The organism is Marinobacter sp. L-46 (assembly GCF_056859535.1).
In genome coordinates, this window is the sequence record NZ_JBSXOP010000090.1 from 131205 (window position 1) to 147033 (window position 15829).

A 15829-nucleotide genomic window follows, 5' to 3' on the forward strand; every position below is an offset into this window, starting at 1 on the left:
GGCAATGGCAGTATCCACATCCCAGTATGACGTGATCATCATCGGCGCCGGTGCCGCCGGGCTGATGTGCGCGGCCACCGCCGGCTATCGCGGGCGAAAGGTGCTGGTGATTGACCACGCTAACAAGCCCGGCAAGAAGATCCTGATGTCTGGCGGTGGCCGCTGTAACTTCACCAATCTGAACAGTACGCCGGCGAACTTCCTCTCGGACAATCCTCACTACTGCATCTCGGCCCTGAAGCGTTATACCCCGCAGGATTTCGTCGAACTGGTGGACCGCCATGGGGTGAAGTACGAAGAAAAAGCGCCAGGACAGCTGTTCTGCAAAGACAGCGCGAAAGACATTCTCAATGTGCTGTTAACCGAGTGCGAGTGGGCGGGTGCAGAAATCCGTATGAACACCTCCGTTTCCGGCGTTCAGGCCTCCGGTTCCGGCTATACCGTCAAAACCAGTGCCGGCAGCCTGAAGTGCAAATCACTGGTGGTTGCCACCGGCGGCCTGTCCATTCCTACCATGGGCGCGACCGGTTTCGGCTACGAACTGGCTAAGCAGTTCGGGCTAAGGGTATTACCCACCCGCGCCGGGCTGGTACCTTTCACCCTGCACCCGGAGCTGAAGCAACAACTCGCGCCACTGGCAGGTGTCAGTTGCCCCGTGGACGCAAGCTGCCACAAACAGCATTTTCGCGAGCCCATGCTGGTCACCCACCGGGGTCTGAGCGGGCCGGCCATGCTGCAGGTATCCAGTTACTGGCAGCCGGGAGACGAACTGCACATCAACCTGCTGCCGGCACAAGCCATCCAGGACGACCTGTTTACCCTGCGCAAGCAGAAGCCCCAGTCCACCATGGCGCAGTACCTCAACCAGCACCTGCCCAAACGCTTCGCCCAGGCCTTTAATGAACTGCAGGGCTGGAGCCGGCCGCTGCAGGAGTACCGTAACCAGGATATCGAGCGGATTGCCGACACCCTGGGCAACTGGACCATCAAACCCGCCGGCACCGAAGGTTACCGGACCGCCGAAGTGACCCTGGGCGGCCTGGATACCCGACAGTTATCCTCGAAAACCATGGCCGTGCTGGAGCAGCCAAACCTGTTCTTTATTGGCGAGGTAGTGGATGTGACCGGCCACCTGGGCGGGCATAACTTTCAGTGGGCGTGGGCTTCCGGCGTGGCGGCAGGCAACGAGGCCTGAGCCGGTTACAGATACTTCTCGATGGGTAACCAGGACAGGAACCGCGACGTCGCCCGCCGCCAGAACCCGACGCCCGGCTCATGGCCAACCTGCTCGCCCGTAGACTGCCAGACCAGATCGCCCTGCTCGTCCAGCGAAACCTGCCAGCTGTTTTCCGGGGCCATGGCATAACGGATGTCTTCGGCAACAGCAGTCGCCAGTTCCGGGCTATGAATAATCAGCACGGTTTCGCCATTCAGGTAGATCGAGCGCAAATTGACGTTGAACGAGCCGATGAACAGGGTTTCCCGGTCAAACACCACTGCCTTGGAATGCAGGCTGACAGCGCCCTGTTCGCAGGCCGCGCGGCTGGCAACCCAGTGCTGGCAGGCCGGCGCATCCGGGCGCAGTTCGTAAAGTTCAATGCCCTGCTCCAGCATTTCCCGGCGCCAGCGGGCATAGCCGGAGTGGTTGGTCACCAGGTCGTTGGTTGCCAGGGAATTGGTTAACGCCGCCACTTTCAGCGACTGGTTATCCAGCGCACCAAGGTTGTCGAGCTGGTTGTCTGCCAGGACCAGGTAAGCGGATTCAATCAGGATTTCGGATTGCGCTGCCTGAACCAGTCCGTACAAGGCCCGGGCGGTGTTCTGGGGGGAATCCGCCGGAACCTGCGGATCTTGCGGTGGCGGGTCGAACACCAGTTCGCCTGGGGCCTGCACCATACCGGCAAACCAGCCCCTCAGATAGGTTTCCGCCGCGTCCTGTTCCTGGTGCGGAACGGCCCGGATACCCGGATCAGCCGCCGTTTCCCTGAGCAGTTGCGACAGTGCATCGCGACCAGCGAGGTTGTCTGGCAGGTCATAGAGGGTAGCCAGCGGATAGGCCCACTGATTATTCCAATAGGCCTCGAAGTTGGCGGTCATGTCTTCGGCAAGCGGCCCCAGAACCATCACATCCCGGTCCCGGAAATTCAGGCTGGGATGTTCGTCAAAATATTCGTCGCCAATGTTACGCCCGCCGGCGATGCCCACCTGGCCGTCCACCACAAAGGTTTTGTTGTGCATGCGCCGGTTGATGCGGTCGAAGTCGGTAATCAGCGACAACCAACGCCCCACCCCGCTGCGGGAACGGGCCGGGTTGAAGATACGCACGCGAATGTTGGGATGGGTGGCCATAGCGGCAAACAGCGGCTCCTTGCCAGCCACGTTAATGTCGTCCAGCAGCAGGCGCACCTGAACGCCACGGTCTGCAGCGGCTACCAGGCGGCCGGCCAGGTAGCGCCCGGTGGCATCGTTATTCCAGATGTAATACTGGGCATCGATAAACTGTTCGGCGGTTTCGATCAGCGCAGCCCGCACCAGGAAGGCATCACGGCCACTGTCCAGCAGCTGGAAGCCGGTGTTCGGGGAGTCTGTGGCAAGGTGCATCCGGCGCTGGTCCGCTATGAAGGAATCCTTCACCGAGGATAGCCGGAAATCCGGTTCATGCACGACCGGTTTCAGGGCGGTGGAGCACCCGGCCAGCATCAGCAAGGCGCAGAGGCTGGCGACAAGCGAAAGCGATCGCTGATCGGGCATAGGCTGGGCTCCCTAGCGAAGGATAACCAGGGGCTTCTTCGCGGTTTTCAGCATGGTGGTTGTGGTACTGCCCACCAGGAACTGGCGAATGCGGGAATGGCCATAGGCGCCCATTACCAGCATGTCGATGTCGTGCTCGTCCTGATAGGCATGGAGCGTGGGCTCCACATCGCCGGCGCGGATGGCGAGCGTGATCTCCACATCCAGGCCTGCCAGCATTTTCTCGGCCTTCCGTAGCTGTTCCCAACGGTCTGCCGTATCGGCACCCACCATCACCAGGTGCAGGGGCATGCCCTTGAGTACCGGGCTGTCGGCCACCATTTCCACGCCTTTGAAGGCGGTTTCGCTGCCGTCAAAGGCCAACATGGCGCTCTTGGGCTGGGTGAACTCGTCGGGCACCAGCAAAATCGGGCGGTGAACACTGCGGATCACGGTTTCCAGCTGGCTGCCGATGTGAATATCCCGGTCGGAGCTGCTTTCACCGTGCAGACCCATCACGAACAGGCGGGTTTCTTTCTCCAGGGCCAGCAGCGAATCGGTCAGATTATCATGGCGCTGGCGCTTTACCACTTCGGCAATACCGGCCTTCTGTACCCGCGCTTCGGCTTCATCCAGCATGTGGTGGCCGTGCTCCAGGGCCAGTTTGGAGCGTTTCCGGTCAAGGTCTGCCAGCTCGTCCAGCAAGTGCTCCCGGCTACCCAGCCCGATGCTACCAGCCAGGTCCGGTTCCGCGGGGTAGCGCTCTTCATCCAGAACGTGCAGCAACATCAGCGGTGTTTCCATGTGCCGGCTGGCCCAGGCGGCGTAATCACACACCGCGGGGGCTGCCCGGGAACCGTCGATACAGGCCACTACTCGTAACATGTTCGCCTCGCCTTTCTGATTCATGGTCAGTGCCCTCCCATCAGCTGGTCAACGGCTTCGGGCTTGTCATGCACCCCGAAACGGTCAACGATGGTGGCACTGGCTTCGTTCAGGCCGATTACCTCAACGTCTGCACCCTCACGGCGGAACTTGATGACCGCCTTGTCCAGCGCACCTACGGCAGTAATATCCCAGAAGTGTGCGCGGCTCAGGTCTATCACAACATTATCCACCGCTTCCTTGAAGTCAAAGGATTCGAGGAATTTTTCCGAAGAACTGAAGAATACCTGGCCTACAACCGTGTAGCGACGGGTGTCGGTTTGCTCGTCCAGTTCGGAGGTCACCAGCATGTAATGGCCCACCTTGTTGGCGAAGAACAGGGCTGCCAGCAAAACACCGGCCAGCACGCCGAATGCCAGGTTATGGGTGGCCACCACCACAATCACCGTCACCAGCATGACAATGTTGGTGGACAGAGGATGCTCCCGAAGATTACGAATGGAATCCCAGCTGAAGGTACCGATGGATACCATAATCATCACCGCCACCAGGGCGGCCATGGGAATCTGTACCAGCCACTTGTCCAGAACCAGCACCAGAATCAGCAGGAACACGCCGGCCGTCAGCGTCGAGAGCCGGGTACGGCCGCCGGATTTCACGTTAATAATGGACTGGCCGATCATGGCGCAACCGGCCATGCCACCCAACAAGCCGGAACCGATATTGGCAATCCCCTGGCCTTTGCACTCTCGGTTGCGGTCACTGGTGGTATCGGTCAGGTCATCCACGATGGTGGCGGTCATCAGCGATTCCAGCAGGCCCACGACGGCCAGGCCGAGGGAGTACGGCAGGATGATCATCAGGGTTTCCAGGGTCAGGGGCACATCCGGCCACAGGAAAATCGGCAGGGTATCGGGCAGCTCACCCATATCTCCAACGGTGCGGATGTCCAGCCCGGCAATCATGGCCACGGCCGTCAAACCCACAATACACACCAGCGGAGAAGGGATCAGCTTGCCGACAACAGGCACCAGGGGGAACAGGTAGATAATGCCCAGGCCCGCAGCCGTCATGGCATAGACGTGCCAGGTTACGTTGGTCAGTTCCGGCAGCTGGGCCATGAAAATCAGGATAGCCAGCGCGTTCACAAAGCCGGTAACCACCGAGCGCGACACAAAGCGCATCAACCCACCCAATTTAAGGTAGCCGGCTGCAATCTGGATGACACCGGTCAGCAGGGTAGCCGCCAGCAGATACTGCAGGCCGTGTTCTTTCACCAGCGTAACCATCAACAACGCCATGGCGCCGGTGGCTGCAGAGATCATCCCCGGCCGGCCGCCAACAAAGGCAATGATTACGGCAATACAGAAAGAGGCATACAGGCCGACTTTCGGGTCTACGCCCGCAATGATGGAGAACGCGATGGCCTCCGGGATCAACGCCAGCGCCACCACAATACCGGCGAGCAGGTCGCCACGAATGTTCGAGAACCAGTTTTGCTTGAGTGCATTTATCATGGCAGGAAATATCGCTTTAACTTATTGGGAGGTCATATCGGGGCCGCGCAGGTTACCAGAAACCGCCTGAAAAGTATGGCAGCGCGATGTTGCTAACCGGCTACGATGTTGCTAACCGGCTAAAGGGTGACCTGGCCACCGATAATTGCCTAGAATGCAAGGCAAATCTATTTTTTCAGGGACACGCGGCCTGTGGATGACGTAGCCAGCCAGTTTATTGCCTCTAACCAGACCACCATTAACCTGGCCGTGGCCCTGTTGCTGGGCGCGATTGTTGGCCTGGAGCGGGGCTGGGATGCCCGGGAGCAGAAGTCCGGGGAGCGAATCGCCGGTATCCGCACCTTCTCGCTGGTGGGGCTGCTCGGTGGCATCTCGGCAGTGCTGGCCTCGGAGATTACAGTTTGGGCATTCCCGGTGCTGCTACTCAGCGTGGTGGCCATGGGGCTGGTGGCTTACAGCGAGCGGCTCGAACACATTCGCAATTTCAGCATCACCGGGCTGGTGGGCATGCTGCTGACCTTCTGTTTTGGTGCGGTGGCGGTCGCGGTCGACCCGGTGATTGCCACGGCAGCGGCGGTGGTCACCGCCATTATCCTGGACAACAAGCAAGAAATTCACGGCTGGGTGCAGAAGCTCCAGGCCCATGAACTGGACGCGGCCCTTAAACTGCTCTTGATCTCCGTGGTGATGCTGCCCCTGCTGCCCAACGAGCGCATGGGCCCGGGCGGTGTGCTGAACCCTCGGGAAATCTGGTGGATGGTGGTGATGATTGCATCCATCTCCTTCGTCGGCTACTTCGCCATCCGGGTAGCCGGCGCCCGCAAGGGCATTCTGTTCACCAGCCTGTTTGCCGGCCTCAGTTCGTCCACCGCCCTGACCCTGCACTTTGCCCGCCAGTCCCGAAGTAACGAAGGCTTCAGCCCCCAGTTTGCCGCCGGCATCCTGATTGCCTGCGGCACCATGTTCCCCCGCATCCTGGTGTACTGCCTGGTGATCAACACTGCCCTGCTGCCCAGCCTGGTCTGGCCGGTGCTGGTTATGACTATCCTGCTCTACGGCCCGGCGTTGTATATCTGGCAGAAAAACTCCAAACAGCTGCAGGTCAGCCAGCCCAGCTTGTCCCAGAACCCGCTGGATCTGTCTTCCGCACTGGTGTTCGGGTTGCTGCTGACCGCTATCCTGCTGCTGGGGGAATTCCTGAAAAATGCGTTTGGCGATGCCGGCATCTTCGCGCTGGCGGCCACGTCCGGCGTGGCAGACGTGGATGCGATTACCCTCTCGCTCACCCGTATGTCCAACAACGGACTGGCGATGGACACCGCTGTGCTGGGCATCGTGATCGCAGCGGCGGTGAACAACCTGGTGAAGTCCGGTATTGCCTGGAGCATCGGCAACCGGCAGACCGGACTGCTGGTGGCCGGGCCCATGGTGCTGTCACTGGGCGCCGGCTTGCTGGTGGCGTGGATTCAATAACTAACTGCCTGAATTTTCAGCGCAAGCGTCTAAACTGACGGTAGGCATCCATTTTCATCAAGGGCTCTCCATGCAGCAACACCGTCAACTCGCCCAGGTTTCACTGGCTTTTTTGATTGCTTCCGCAGTTACCCTGGGCATGTTGATTCTGACCATCGTTCTGGTGGGCCAGAGTTTCCGTGGCATGGAGCAAGCCAAGGTCACCGCAGCCACGGCCACCGCCCGGCAGCTGGCGATCAGTGTGGATGACCGGATTCAGGCCATTACCCAACCCCCGTCCACCGCCCTTGCGGTGCTCCGGCACGACCCACTCACCGAAGCCGATACCCTGGAACAACGCCTGGACCGCCTGCCGGTTGTGGCCGACATCCTGGCCAGCAGCGAGATTGTCAGTGCCGTATACGCGGGCTATGAAAACGGCGACTTTTTCCTGTTCCGGAAATTGCAGAATTCGAGCGCCAGGCAGTTTCCGGATGCACCGGCCAACAGTCATTACCTGCTGCAAAGCCTGGTTCGCACCGGCAACGATCAGCAAGGCCGCTGGCATTTCTATGACCACAACCTGAATCTGCTTGAGCAAAGGGGCCTGACCAGTTACAACTTTGATCCGCGCGAAAGACCCTGGTACCAGGCCGCCCGGGAATCAGGCACCCTGGAGTTATCTGCGCCCTATGTGTTTTTTACCACCCAGGAAACCGGCATCACCCTGTCGCAGCGTGCCAGCGAAAAGGCAGGAACCGTTCTGGGCATTGATGTCACGGTAACCGATCTTGGTGCCCAGCTGGCGGAACTGAAGCAAACCCCCGGCAGCCGCATTGCCATCCTGAACGCCTCGGGCCAGCTGCTGGCAAGCTCATCACAGGGCAGTGAGCCAGGCGAGGTAGTTCTCCAGGCCCTGCAACCGGAAAGCCATAGCGGCATCAGCCAGTTCACCCGCGACGGGCGAAGCTGGTACGGCATCAGTGAACCCCTTGAGTCCCTGCCCGGCGAGGAATTGTCCATTGTTGTCGCCATCCCTTCCAACGAGTTACTGGCCGATGTCTGGGCTGCCCTCACCCGGCAAACCCTGATCGCCGGGGCCATCGCCCTGCTGTTACTGCTGGCAGGCTGGGTACTGGGCAGGCAGGTCGGCAAACCTATTGAACTGCTGACCGAGCAGGTCAGCCGGCTGTCCAGGTTCCGGTTTGATACGCCGATGCGGTCGACCTCCCACATTCGCGAAGCCTCCGAGCTGAGCATCGCGCTGGACGATATGGCCCACACCATTCGAAGCTTCCAGAGTATCTCGACCGTGCTGAACCGGGGCCAGGATCTCAAACAGCTGTTAAACGACATTCTCGAACAGCTCGTGAGCATCGTCGGGCAGGAACGGGGTGCGGTGTATCTGTTCAACAGTCGCGAGCAAAAACTGGAACTGTCCGTTAACCGGGGACTGGAGCTGCCACAGGCTGTAAACCCGGTCGCCCCGGACGCCAGCGACTACGACGTTATTCAGGAACTTCGCCGATACATCACCGGCCACCCGGTTTTTTCAGTACTCCGGAACCGGCGCAGAAAGCTGATTGGCGTGTTGGTTATCGAAATCGAACACGGCAACCAGACAGACCTGAGCGAGGATCTGATTACCTTTGTCGACGAAATTGCCGGCTCTGCCGCCGTTGCCATCGAAACCCGGGAACTGATCGAAAGCCAGCAGGCCCTGCTGGACGGCATTATCCGGCTGGTAGCAAACGCCATTGATGCCAAGTCACCCTACACTGGCGGCCATTGCGAGCGGGTTCCCAAACTGGCGCAGATGCTGGTTGAACAGGCGGAGCAGAGTTCCGAAGGCGCTTTCGCCAGCTTCGGCATGACAGAAGACGAGCGCTACGAATTCCACCTGGCCGCCTGGCTGCACGATTGCGGCAAGATCACCAGCCCGGAATACGTAGTCGACAAAGCAGTGAAACTGGAGACCATCTACAACCGCATCCATGAGATCCGCACCCGGTTTGAAGTGCTGCACCGGGATGCCGAAATCACCTGTCTGAAGGCCATCCTGGCCGGCGAGGATCCGGAACAGGCGAAGCAGGACAAAGCCGCTGCCCAGACCCGCCTGCAGGAGGACTTCCGCTTCCTGGCCGCCGTTAACCAGGGCAGCGAGAGCATGGAGGATGCTGACATCGAACGCATCCACGCCATTGCCGGGCAAACCTGGACCCGCCATTTCAGTGACCGGCTGGGGCTGTCAGAGGAAGAGCAACAGGCCCTGAAAGGCCATCCTGAGCCCCCGCTGCCTGCCACCGAAACCCTGCTGGCCGACAAACCGGGCCACCTGAGAGCCTGGGGCGAGCATGTACCACCGGTACGCAAAGATGACCCGGAAAACCGCTGGGGCTTCGATATGTCGTTGCCGGAATACGCCTATAACCAGGGCGAGCTGCATAACCTGACGGTGCGTTACGGCACCCTGACCGAAGAAGAGCGATTCAAGATCAACGAGCACATTGTGCAAACCATCTGCATGCTCGATGCCCTGCCCCTGCCCGACCGCCTGGCCAGGGTGCCACGACTGGCCGGCACCCACCATGAGCGGACCGACGGCAACGGCTACCCCTGCCGCCTGACCGGCGATGACATGGGCATTCCGGAAAAGATCATGGCCATTGCCGATGTGTTCGAAGCCCTGACCGCCTCGGATCGACCCTACAAACGGGGTAAAAACCTGTCGGAATCCCTGACCATTATGGCCGGCATGGTTGAAAACGGGCACCTGGATGGCGAGGTTTTCCGGCTGTTTGTAAGCTCCGGCGTCTGGCGTAACTATGCCGAACAGCACCTGAATGCCGACCAGGTCGACACCGTGGATGAAAGCCTGTTCATGAAGCCTTGACCAAAAACCCGTATATTCTACGGACTGATTTACTAGCGAAGGAACTCTGAATGCTGTTTGCAATTATCTTTGGTGGCCTGATCGGTTATGCCTTTGGCCGTTTTCCGGGATTTCTGGTGGGGGCTGCCATCGGTGCCTTCCTGTTCCAGCGCATGAAAAAGCGCCTGATCGGCAAGCTTCAGAACCTTCAGTCCGGCTTTATCGAATCCATGTTCGCGGTGATGGGCGCCCTGTGCAAGGCCGATGGCGTGGTCACCCGGGATGAAATCCGCATGGCCGAGACCATGTTCGCCCGGTTCCGTCTCAACGAAGCCCAGAGAGCCGTGGCAAAGGAGGCCTTTAACCGGGGCAAGTCGGAGGATTTCGACCTGGATGCCGAGCTGGACCGGTTCCTGCGCAGCACCGGCCGGCAGCCCGCCTTCCTGCAGATGTTTCTGCAGGTTCAGGTTTCTGCCGTGGCCGCCGATGGCGTGGTGCACCCGGCCGAACACGAAATGCTGGTACACATTGCCCGCAAACTGGGCTTGCCGGAAAGCCAGGTAGACCAGCTGGAAGCCATGTTGCGGGGCGCCCATGCCGGCCAGGCGGGCGGTGCATCCAACTATTCCACCAGCCAGCAACTGGACGATGCCTACAAGGTGCTGGGGGTGTCATCCTCGGTGTCGGACGCCGAACTGAAACGGGCCTACCGCAAGCTGATGAGCGAAAACCATCCGGACAAACTGGCCGGCCGGGGCATGCCGGAAAGCATGCGGGAAATGGCCGAAGAGCGTACCCGGGAGATCAGCCACGCCTACGATGTGGTAAAGGCGGCCCGCAGCCGGAACGGCTAATACCCGAAATGACATATCGTCACATTTGAAGGTGCGGTATGGTTCAGGGCAAACAACAAGCCCGGAGTGAACCATGCCCCACACGTCTTCTTCCCCTTTTCACTGTTTTCGCGATGATGCGATGGGCGAGTCTGATGCCACGGAGATTGCCGCCCGCATCCGCAGCGGCGAAGTTTCAGCGGAAGACGTAGCCCGGGCAGCGGTACAAAGGGCAAGGCTGGCACAGCCCGTTCTGAACGGTGTGGTGGCAGAGAACTATGAGCAGGCCCTGAAGCAGGCCGCCAGCCTGCCCGACCCGGACGCACCGTTTGCCGGCGTGCCCACGTTTATCAAAGACAATACCGATGTCGCCGGCCTGCCCACCGGCCATGGTTCTGCCGCGGTGCCTGCCAATGTTGCCAGGACCACAGGCGCCTTCGCCCGGCAGATGCTGGCCCAGGGTTACCTGAACCTGGGCAAAAGCACCCTGCCGGAGTTCGGCTTTAACGCCACCACGGAGCCGGCCCACGCCGAGCCTACCCGCAACCCCTGGAATCCGGCCTATTCCTCCGGCGCATCGTCCGGTGGTGCTGCGGCCCTGGTGGCAGCCGGGGTGGTACCGGTGGCCCACGCCAACGACGGCGGCGGCTCCATTCGCATTCCGGCGGCCTGTTGTGGACTGGTCGGTTTGAAACCCACCCGGGGCCGGGTGGTGGATAACGATGCCGCCAGGGATCTTCCGGTCAACATCGTCAGTGATGGCGTGGTTACCCGCTCGGTTCGGGACACCGCAGGTTTCCTGGCCCATGCCGAAGACTACTTCCGCAATTGCAAGTTGCAGGAAATCGGCCATGTGCACGGGCCCTCCGGCCGGCAACTGCGCATTGGCCTGGTACTGGATTCGGTGAATGGTCACCCGACGGACCCGGTCACCCGAAGCACGGTGGAGAACACCGCACGCCTGCTGGAAAAACTGGGGCATTTGATCGAACCCATGGCGGTGCCCATCAATAAATCCTTCCCTCAGGACTTTGCCTTGTACTGGGCCATGCTGGCTTTCGGCGTAAAAGCCCGGGGCCACAAACTGATGCACCCGGATTTCGACAAGCGTAAAACCGATGGCCTCACCAATGGCCTGGATGCCATGTTCCGGAAGCATTTCTGGCGCCTGCCTGCGGTTATCTGGCGCCTTAAGCGTTCATGGAACGACTACGCCCGACACATGACCAACTACGATGCGGTACTGACGCCGGTGCTGGGCCAGACCACCCCACCACTGGGCCATCTGAGCCCCACGGTGCCGTTTGACCTGCTGTTCGAGCGGCTGAACAGCTATGTAAACTTCACCCCGCTGGCCAACGCCACAGGCGCTCCGGCGATCTCGGTACCCATGGCACTGACCGGACACAACCTGCCGGTTTCGGTACAGTTCATGGCCCGCCACGGGGATGAACGCACCCTGCTTGAGCTCGCCTACCTGCTGGAAGCAGAACAGCCCTGGCCACGGTGTAATAGCGGGCGGCTGGATCACGCTTTATCCAGCGCACCACACTGAGCACCAGCATGGTGGAACACCCCACAAAGGCCGCCAGGATGGTAGACAGTATCATATGCTCGTAAGGCACAAACAGCCCGGCCAGCGCCAGCAGGCCGGTGATGAACGCAAGGACAAAACAGAATCTGGGCACAGGACGCCTCAAAGAGTGACAGGCAGGGAGCCTTTAACTGGCACCCGGCGACGGAAAGATGGACAGAACATCCATGAAACTCTGCTCCGGCGGAGCTTTCAGGATCAGCTCCTCGTCGGTTACCGGATGCGTTAACGCCAACTCTGTCGCTGCCAGCATCAACCTCCCCTGCCCGAAACGCTCGGCGAAATACCGGTTATGCCGGCCGCGGCCGTGGTTGGCGTCGCCAATGATGGGATGGTTAATGTGCTTCATGTGGCGCCGTAACTGGTGTTTGCGACCGGTTTTCGGATACAGCTCTACCAGGCTGTAGCGGCTGGTGGGATAGCGTTCGATTTCCACCGGGATTTCGGTGGTCGCCAGCCGGCGATAATGGGTTAGCGCGTCCCTTACCGGCTGCTCGGTTCCGCGCAAACGCCGGTCTTCCGGCTCGTCCTTCAGCGGGTGATCAATGGTGCCAGATTCCGGCGTCCAGCCCCGAACTACCGCGAGGTAGGTTTTGCTCACCTCACCCGCCATCATGGCCTGGCCGACTGTCCTGGCGGTGTCCGGGTCCCGGGCAAACAGCAACACACCGGAGGTGGGCCGGTCCAGCCGGTGCACCGGGTACACGTGCTCGCCACCGTTCAGGGCCCGGGCGTACTGCAGGGCAAACTCGGTTTCATGCTTGTCGATCGGGCTGCGGTGTACCAGCAGGCCGGCGGGTTTGTGTACCGCCAGCAGCCACGGGTCCCGGTAGATTTCCGTAAGCGGGTTGTTCTGGTAATCCATCACTGCCCCCGGCCAATCAGCGCCCGGAACCGCTCACCGGCCTTGTCACCCAGTACCAGCAAGGCCGGTGTCAGCAGCAGGGTCAGGAAGGTGGCAAAGGCCAGGCCGCCGGCGATGGCACTGGAGAGCTGGGTCCACCATTGGGTCGACGGAGCCCCCAGCCCCAGCGACGGCGACAGCAGGTCCACGTTGATACCCAGCACCATGGGCATCAGCCCCAGTATGGTGGTAATCGCGGTAAGCAACACCGGCCGGAAACGCAGACAACCGGTTTCCAGCGCCGCGTCATAGGCGGCTTTACCTTCCTGTTTCATCTGGTTGTAGGTATCGATCAGAATGATGTTGTTGTTCACCACAATGCCGGCCAGGGCAATAATGCCCATGCCCACCATCACCACGCCAAAGGGCTGGCCGTTGAACAGCAGCCCCAGTAACACGCCGGCGGTGGACAGCACAATGGCCGACAGAATCAGGAAGGTCTGATACAGGGAGTTGAACTGGGTTACCAGGATCAGCAGCATCAGCCCCACCGCCACCAGGAAGGCTGCCACCAGGAAGTTTGCGGCCTGTTGCTGGTCTTCGTTTTCACCGGCAAAGCGCACGGTGACGCCTTCCGGCGGCTCCGGCATCTCTGCCTGCAAAGTGCGCAGCAGTTCATCCATCCGCTGCCCGGGGGCTACATCGGATTTGATGGTAACGGTACGCTGGCCGTCTACCCGCACAATGGTTCCGGTCTTGTCGCCCGGCTCCAGGGTCACAAATTCGGACAGCGCCACCTGGCCCCTCGGCGTGTTGATGGTCTGGCGTTGCAGCTGCTCCAGCTCACGCCAGTTGTTGGGCACCCGCACGGCAATGTCCACTTCGTCCCGTACGTCTTCAGGCCGGTAGGTGGCCAGTATCAGGCCGTTGGTTACCAGGCGCACGGCGCTGCCAATACTCAACACATCGGTACCAAAGCGGGCGGCGGCCTCCCGGTCTACCTTCAGGCGCCACTCAATGCCGGGCAGGCTGCGGTCGTCTTCAATGTCGACAAAGCCACCCTGGGCGCGCATTTGCTGTTGTATCTGGTCCACATAGCCGTCCAGGTCGCCGCTGTTCATGCTGCTGACCAATAACTCCACCGGCTTGCCCTCAGCGGGGCCGCCTTCCTGTTTGCGGAATTCCAGCTCTACCCCGGGAATGTCTGCGGTACGTTCACGGAAATCCTCCAGGATCTCGGTGGCCGTCCGGCGGGTGAACCAGTCATTGAACTGGAACTGCAGCACACCGACAACATCCGGTGCCATCTGGGTACTGGTCGACAGCATGGAGCGGGCGTACAGCGCTTTCACCTCCGGCATATTCTGCAGGCGTTGTTCTGCCTCCCGCACAATGGCATCCCGCTCCCGGATGGAAAGGTCGCCCCGGGCACGCACCTGCACCTGGGCAGAATCCGGTTCAACACTGGGAAAGAATTCCACACCGTGATTGAAGCGGCCGTAGGCGGCATAAATCAGGATTATCAAAACCAGGGAACCAAGCAGGGTCAGCCCCGGGCGCTTGAGCAGGGTCGCCAGCACCTTGCGGTAGCCCTGAACAAACCGGCTTTCTTCCGGATCATGGTGCGACCGCTTGCCACCACTAACGCCCCCAAGCACCGGCAGAAACACCAGTGCCATAGCCAGGGACGCAATCAGGCAGATCAGCACTGTCATGGGCAGGAATTTCATGAACTCCCCCACCACTCCGGGCCAGAACAACAGCGGCACAAACACCGCCAGGGTGGTGGCGGTGGAAGCAATCACCGGCCAGGCCATGCGGGACGCGGCTTCTACCCAGGCTTGCTTGACCGTCTGACCATCGCTGAGGTTTCGATCCGCCAGTTCCGACACCACAATGGCGCCGTCTACCAGCATGCCGGCCACCAGGATCAGGCTGAACAGTACGACAATGTTGAGGGTGAGGCCCATGCCCCAGATCACCAGGATGCCGGTCAGGAAAGCACCGGGAATGGTCAGGCCCACCAGCAGTGCCGAACGGGGGCCCATGGCGGCGATGACCACGATAATCACCAGCACAATGGCAGTCAGTACGTTGTTGAGCAGGTCCGAGAGGATGTCCCGCACTTCCTCGGACTGATCCATGATGTAGCGGATCTCCAGCGTCTCCGGCAGCCGCGGGCGGGCGTCATCAATCAGGGTGCGAATCTGCTCGATGGTTTCGATGATGTTGGCCCCGGAGCGCTTGGACACCTCCAGCACCAACGCCGGCTCGCCGTTAATCCGGGCAAAGCCGGTGGGGTCTTTGAAGGTACGCTGCAGCGTGGCAATGTCGCCGAAAGTCACCACGGTATCGCCATCCACCTTCACGGGCATGGACATCACATCTTCAATGTTCTCGATGACCCCGGGTACTTTCAGGGCCATGCGACCGTTGCCGGTATCCAGCGAGCCGGCGGCCACCAGCTGATTGTTGCGGGTAACCAGTTGCGCCAGCTGGTCGAAATCGATGCCGTAGCTTTCCAGCACCTGGGCATCCACCACGATTTCCAGCAGGTCTTCCCGGTCGCCGCCAATCTCCACTTCCAGCACATCGGGAATGGCTTCAATGGCGTCCTGCAAACGGCGGGCAATGGTGATCAGCTCCCGTTCAGACAAGGGGCCGGACAAGCCGATGGACAGCACCGGAAACAGGGACACGTTGATTTCATGCACCCGGGGCTCATCTGCCTCCTGCGGCAGCTTGGAGCGGGCGGTGTCCACTTTTTCGCGCACATCCTGCAGGGCTTTATCCGGGTCGAAACCGGCGTCAAATTCCAGCATCACCGAGGCATGGCCTTCGGCGGAGGTACTGCGCATTTCCTTGATGCCTTCGAGCGCCCTCAGCTCCTGTTCCATGGGGCGCACTAACAGGCGCTCCGCATCCTCGGGGCTGATGCCATCCAGTGTCATGGACACATAGATCATGGGAATGGTGACGTCCGGATTCGATTCCTTCGGAATCGCCTGGTAGGCTGCCATGCCGCCAAGAAGCAGGAACAGGAAGGTCAGCAGCGTGGTGCGGCTGCGGTCCATGGCCGCAGAGATCAGTGCTCTCATGCTG

Annotated in this window: 10 protein-coding genes and 1 pseudogene; 5 read left to right on the forward strand and 6 right to left on the reverse strand. The window is 60.5% G+C overall.

What is annotated here, in order from left to right; translation table 11 throughout:
* Positions 1-4 precede the first annotated feature (4 nt).
* A complete protein-coding gene (locus tag AC13DJ_RS16920) occupies positions 5-1195 on the forward strand; it encodes a BaiN/RdsA family NAD(P)/FAD-dependent oxidoreductase (RefSeq protein WP_482933854.1) in 1191 nt (396 codons plus the stop codon).
* Positions 1196-1200: 5 nt separating this feature from the next.
* Here the strand turns inward: AC13DJ_RS16920 and AC13DJ_RS16925 are convergent, their stop codons facing one another.
* The 3 genes from AC13DJ_RS16925 to AC13DJ_RS16935 are packed head-to-tail and all read right to left on the reverse strand — an operon-like array spanning position 1201 to position 5132.
* Positions 1201-2751, reverse strand: coding sequence for a phospholipase D family protein (locus AC13DJ_RS16925; protein ID WP_482933855.1), 1551 nt, complete (start codon positions 2749-2751; stop codon positions 1201-1203).
* A gap of 12 nt (positions 2752-2763) precedes the next feature.
* Entirely contained in the window at positions 2764-3639 is an 876-nt protein-coding gene (locus AC13DJ_RS16930) for a universal stress protein (RefSeq protein ID WP_482933856.1), read from the reverse strand.
* 2 nt (positions 3640-3641) lie between these two features.
* Positions 3642-5132 carry a SulP family inorganic anion transporter gene (locus AC13DJ_RS16935; RefSeq protein WP_482933857.1) on the reverse strand — a complete coding sequence of 497 codons (1491 nt, stop codon included), beginning with the start codon at positions 5130-5132 and terminating at the stop codon, positions 3642-3644.
* Between the two features lie 192 nt (positions 5133-5324).
* Between AC13DJ_RS16935 and AC13DJ_RS16940 the strand changes: the two genes are divergently transcribed.
* The 4 genes from AC13DJ_RS16940 (at position 5325) to AC13DJ_RS16955 (ending at position 11844) form a co-directional block, all read left to right on the forward strand.
* Complete coding sequence (locus AC13DJ_RS16940) at positions 5325-6605, forward strand: MgtC/SapB family protein (protein ID WP_022989416.1); 1281 nt, start codon at positions 5325-5327, stop codon at positions 6603-6605.
* A gap of 70 nt (positions 6606-6675) precedes the next feature.
* Positions 6676-9477, forward strand: a complete 2802-nt coding sequence (locus AC13DJ_RS16945; protein ID WP_482933858.1) for an HD domain-containing phosphohydrolase — start codon at positions 6676-6678, stop codon at positions 9475-9477.
* 50 nt (positions 9478-9527) lie between these two features.
* The gene (djlA, locus tag AC13DJ_RS16950; RefSeq protein ID WP_474539540.1) at positions 9528-10310 is read left to right on the forward strand and encodes a co-chaperone DjlA; all 783 of its coding nucleotides are present in this window, start codon (positions 9528-9530) and stop codon (positions 10308-10310) included.
* Positions 10311-10383: 73 nt separating this feature from the next.
* Complete coding sequence (locus tag AC13DJ_RS16955) at positions 10384-11844, forward strand: amidase (protein WP_482933859.1); 1461 nt, start codon at positions 10384-10386, stop codon at positions 11842-11844.
* Here AC13DJ_RS16955 and AC13DJ_RS16960 read toward each other — a convergent pair.
* The 3 genes and pseudogenes from AC13DJ_RS16960 to AC13DJ_RS16970 all read right to left on the reverse strand — a co-directional run.
* Positions 11834-11977: pseudogene (locus AC13DJ_RS16960) on the reverse strand (hypothetical protein); the annotation flags it as partial. The gene AC13DJ_RS16955 and the pseudogene AC13DJ_RS16960 overlap by 11 nt on opposite strands.
* Positions 11978-12010: 33 nt before the next feature.
* Positions 12011-12748 carry a pseudouridine synthase gene (locus AC13DJ_RS16965; RefSeq protein ID WP_474543944.1) on the reverse strand — a complete coding sequence of 246 codons (738 nt, stop codon included), beginning with the start codon at positions 12746-12748 and terminating at the stop codon, positions 12011-12013.
* The gene (locus tag AC13DJ_RS16970) at positions 12748-15825 is read right to left on the reverse strand and encodes an efflux RND transporter permease subunit (protein ID WP_482933860.1); all 3078 of its coding nucleotides are present in this window, start codon (positions 15823-15825) and stop codon (positions 12748-12750) included. Before AC13DJ_RS16970 ends, AC13DJ_RS16965 begins: the two co-directional genes overlap by 1 nt.
* Positions 15826-15829 lie beyond the last annotated feature (4 nt).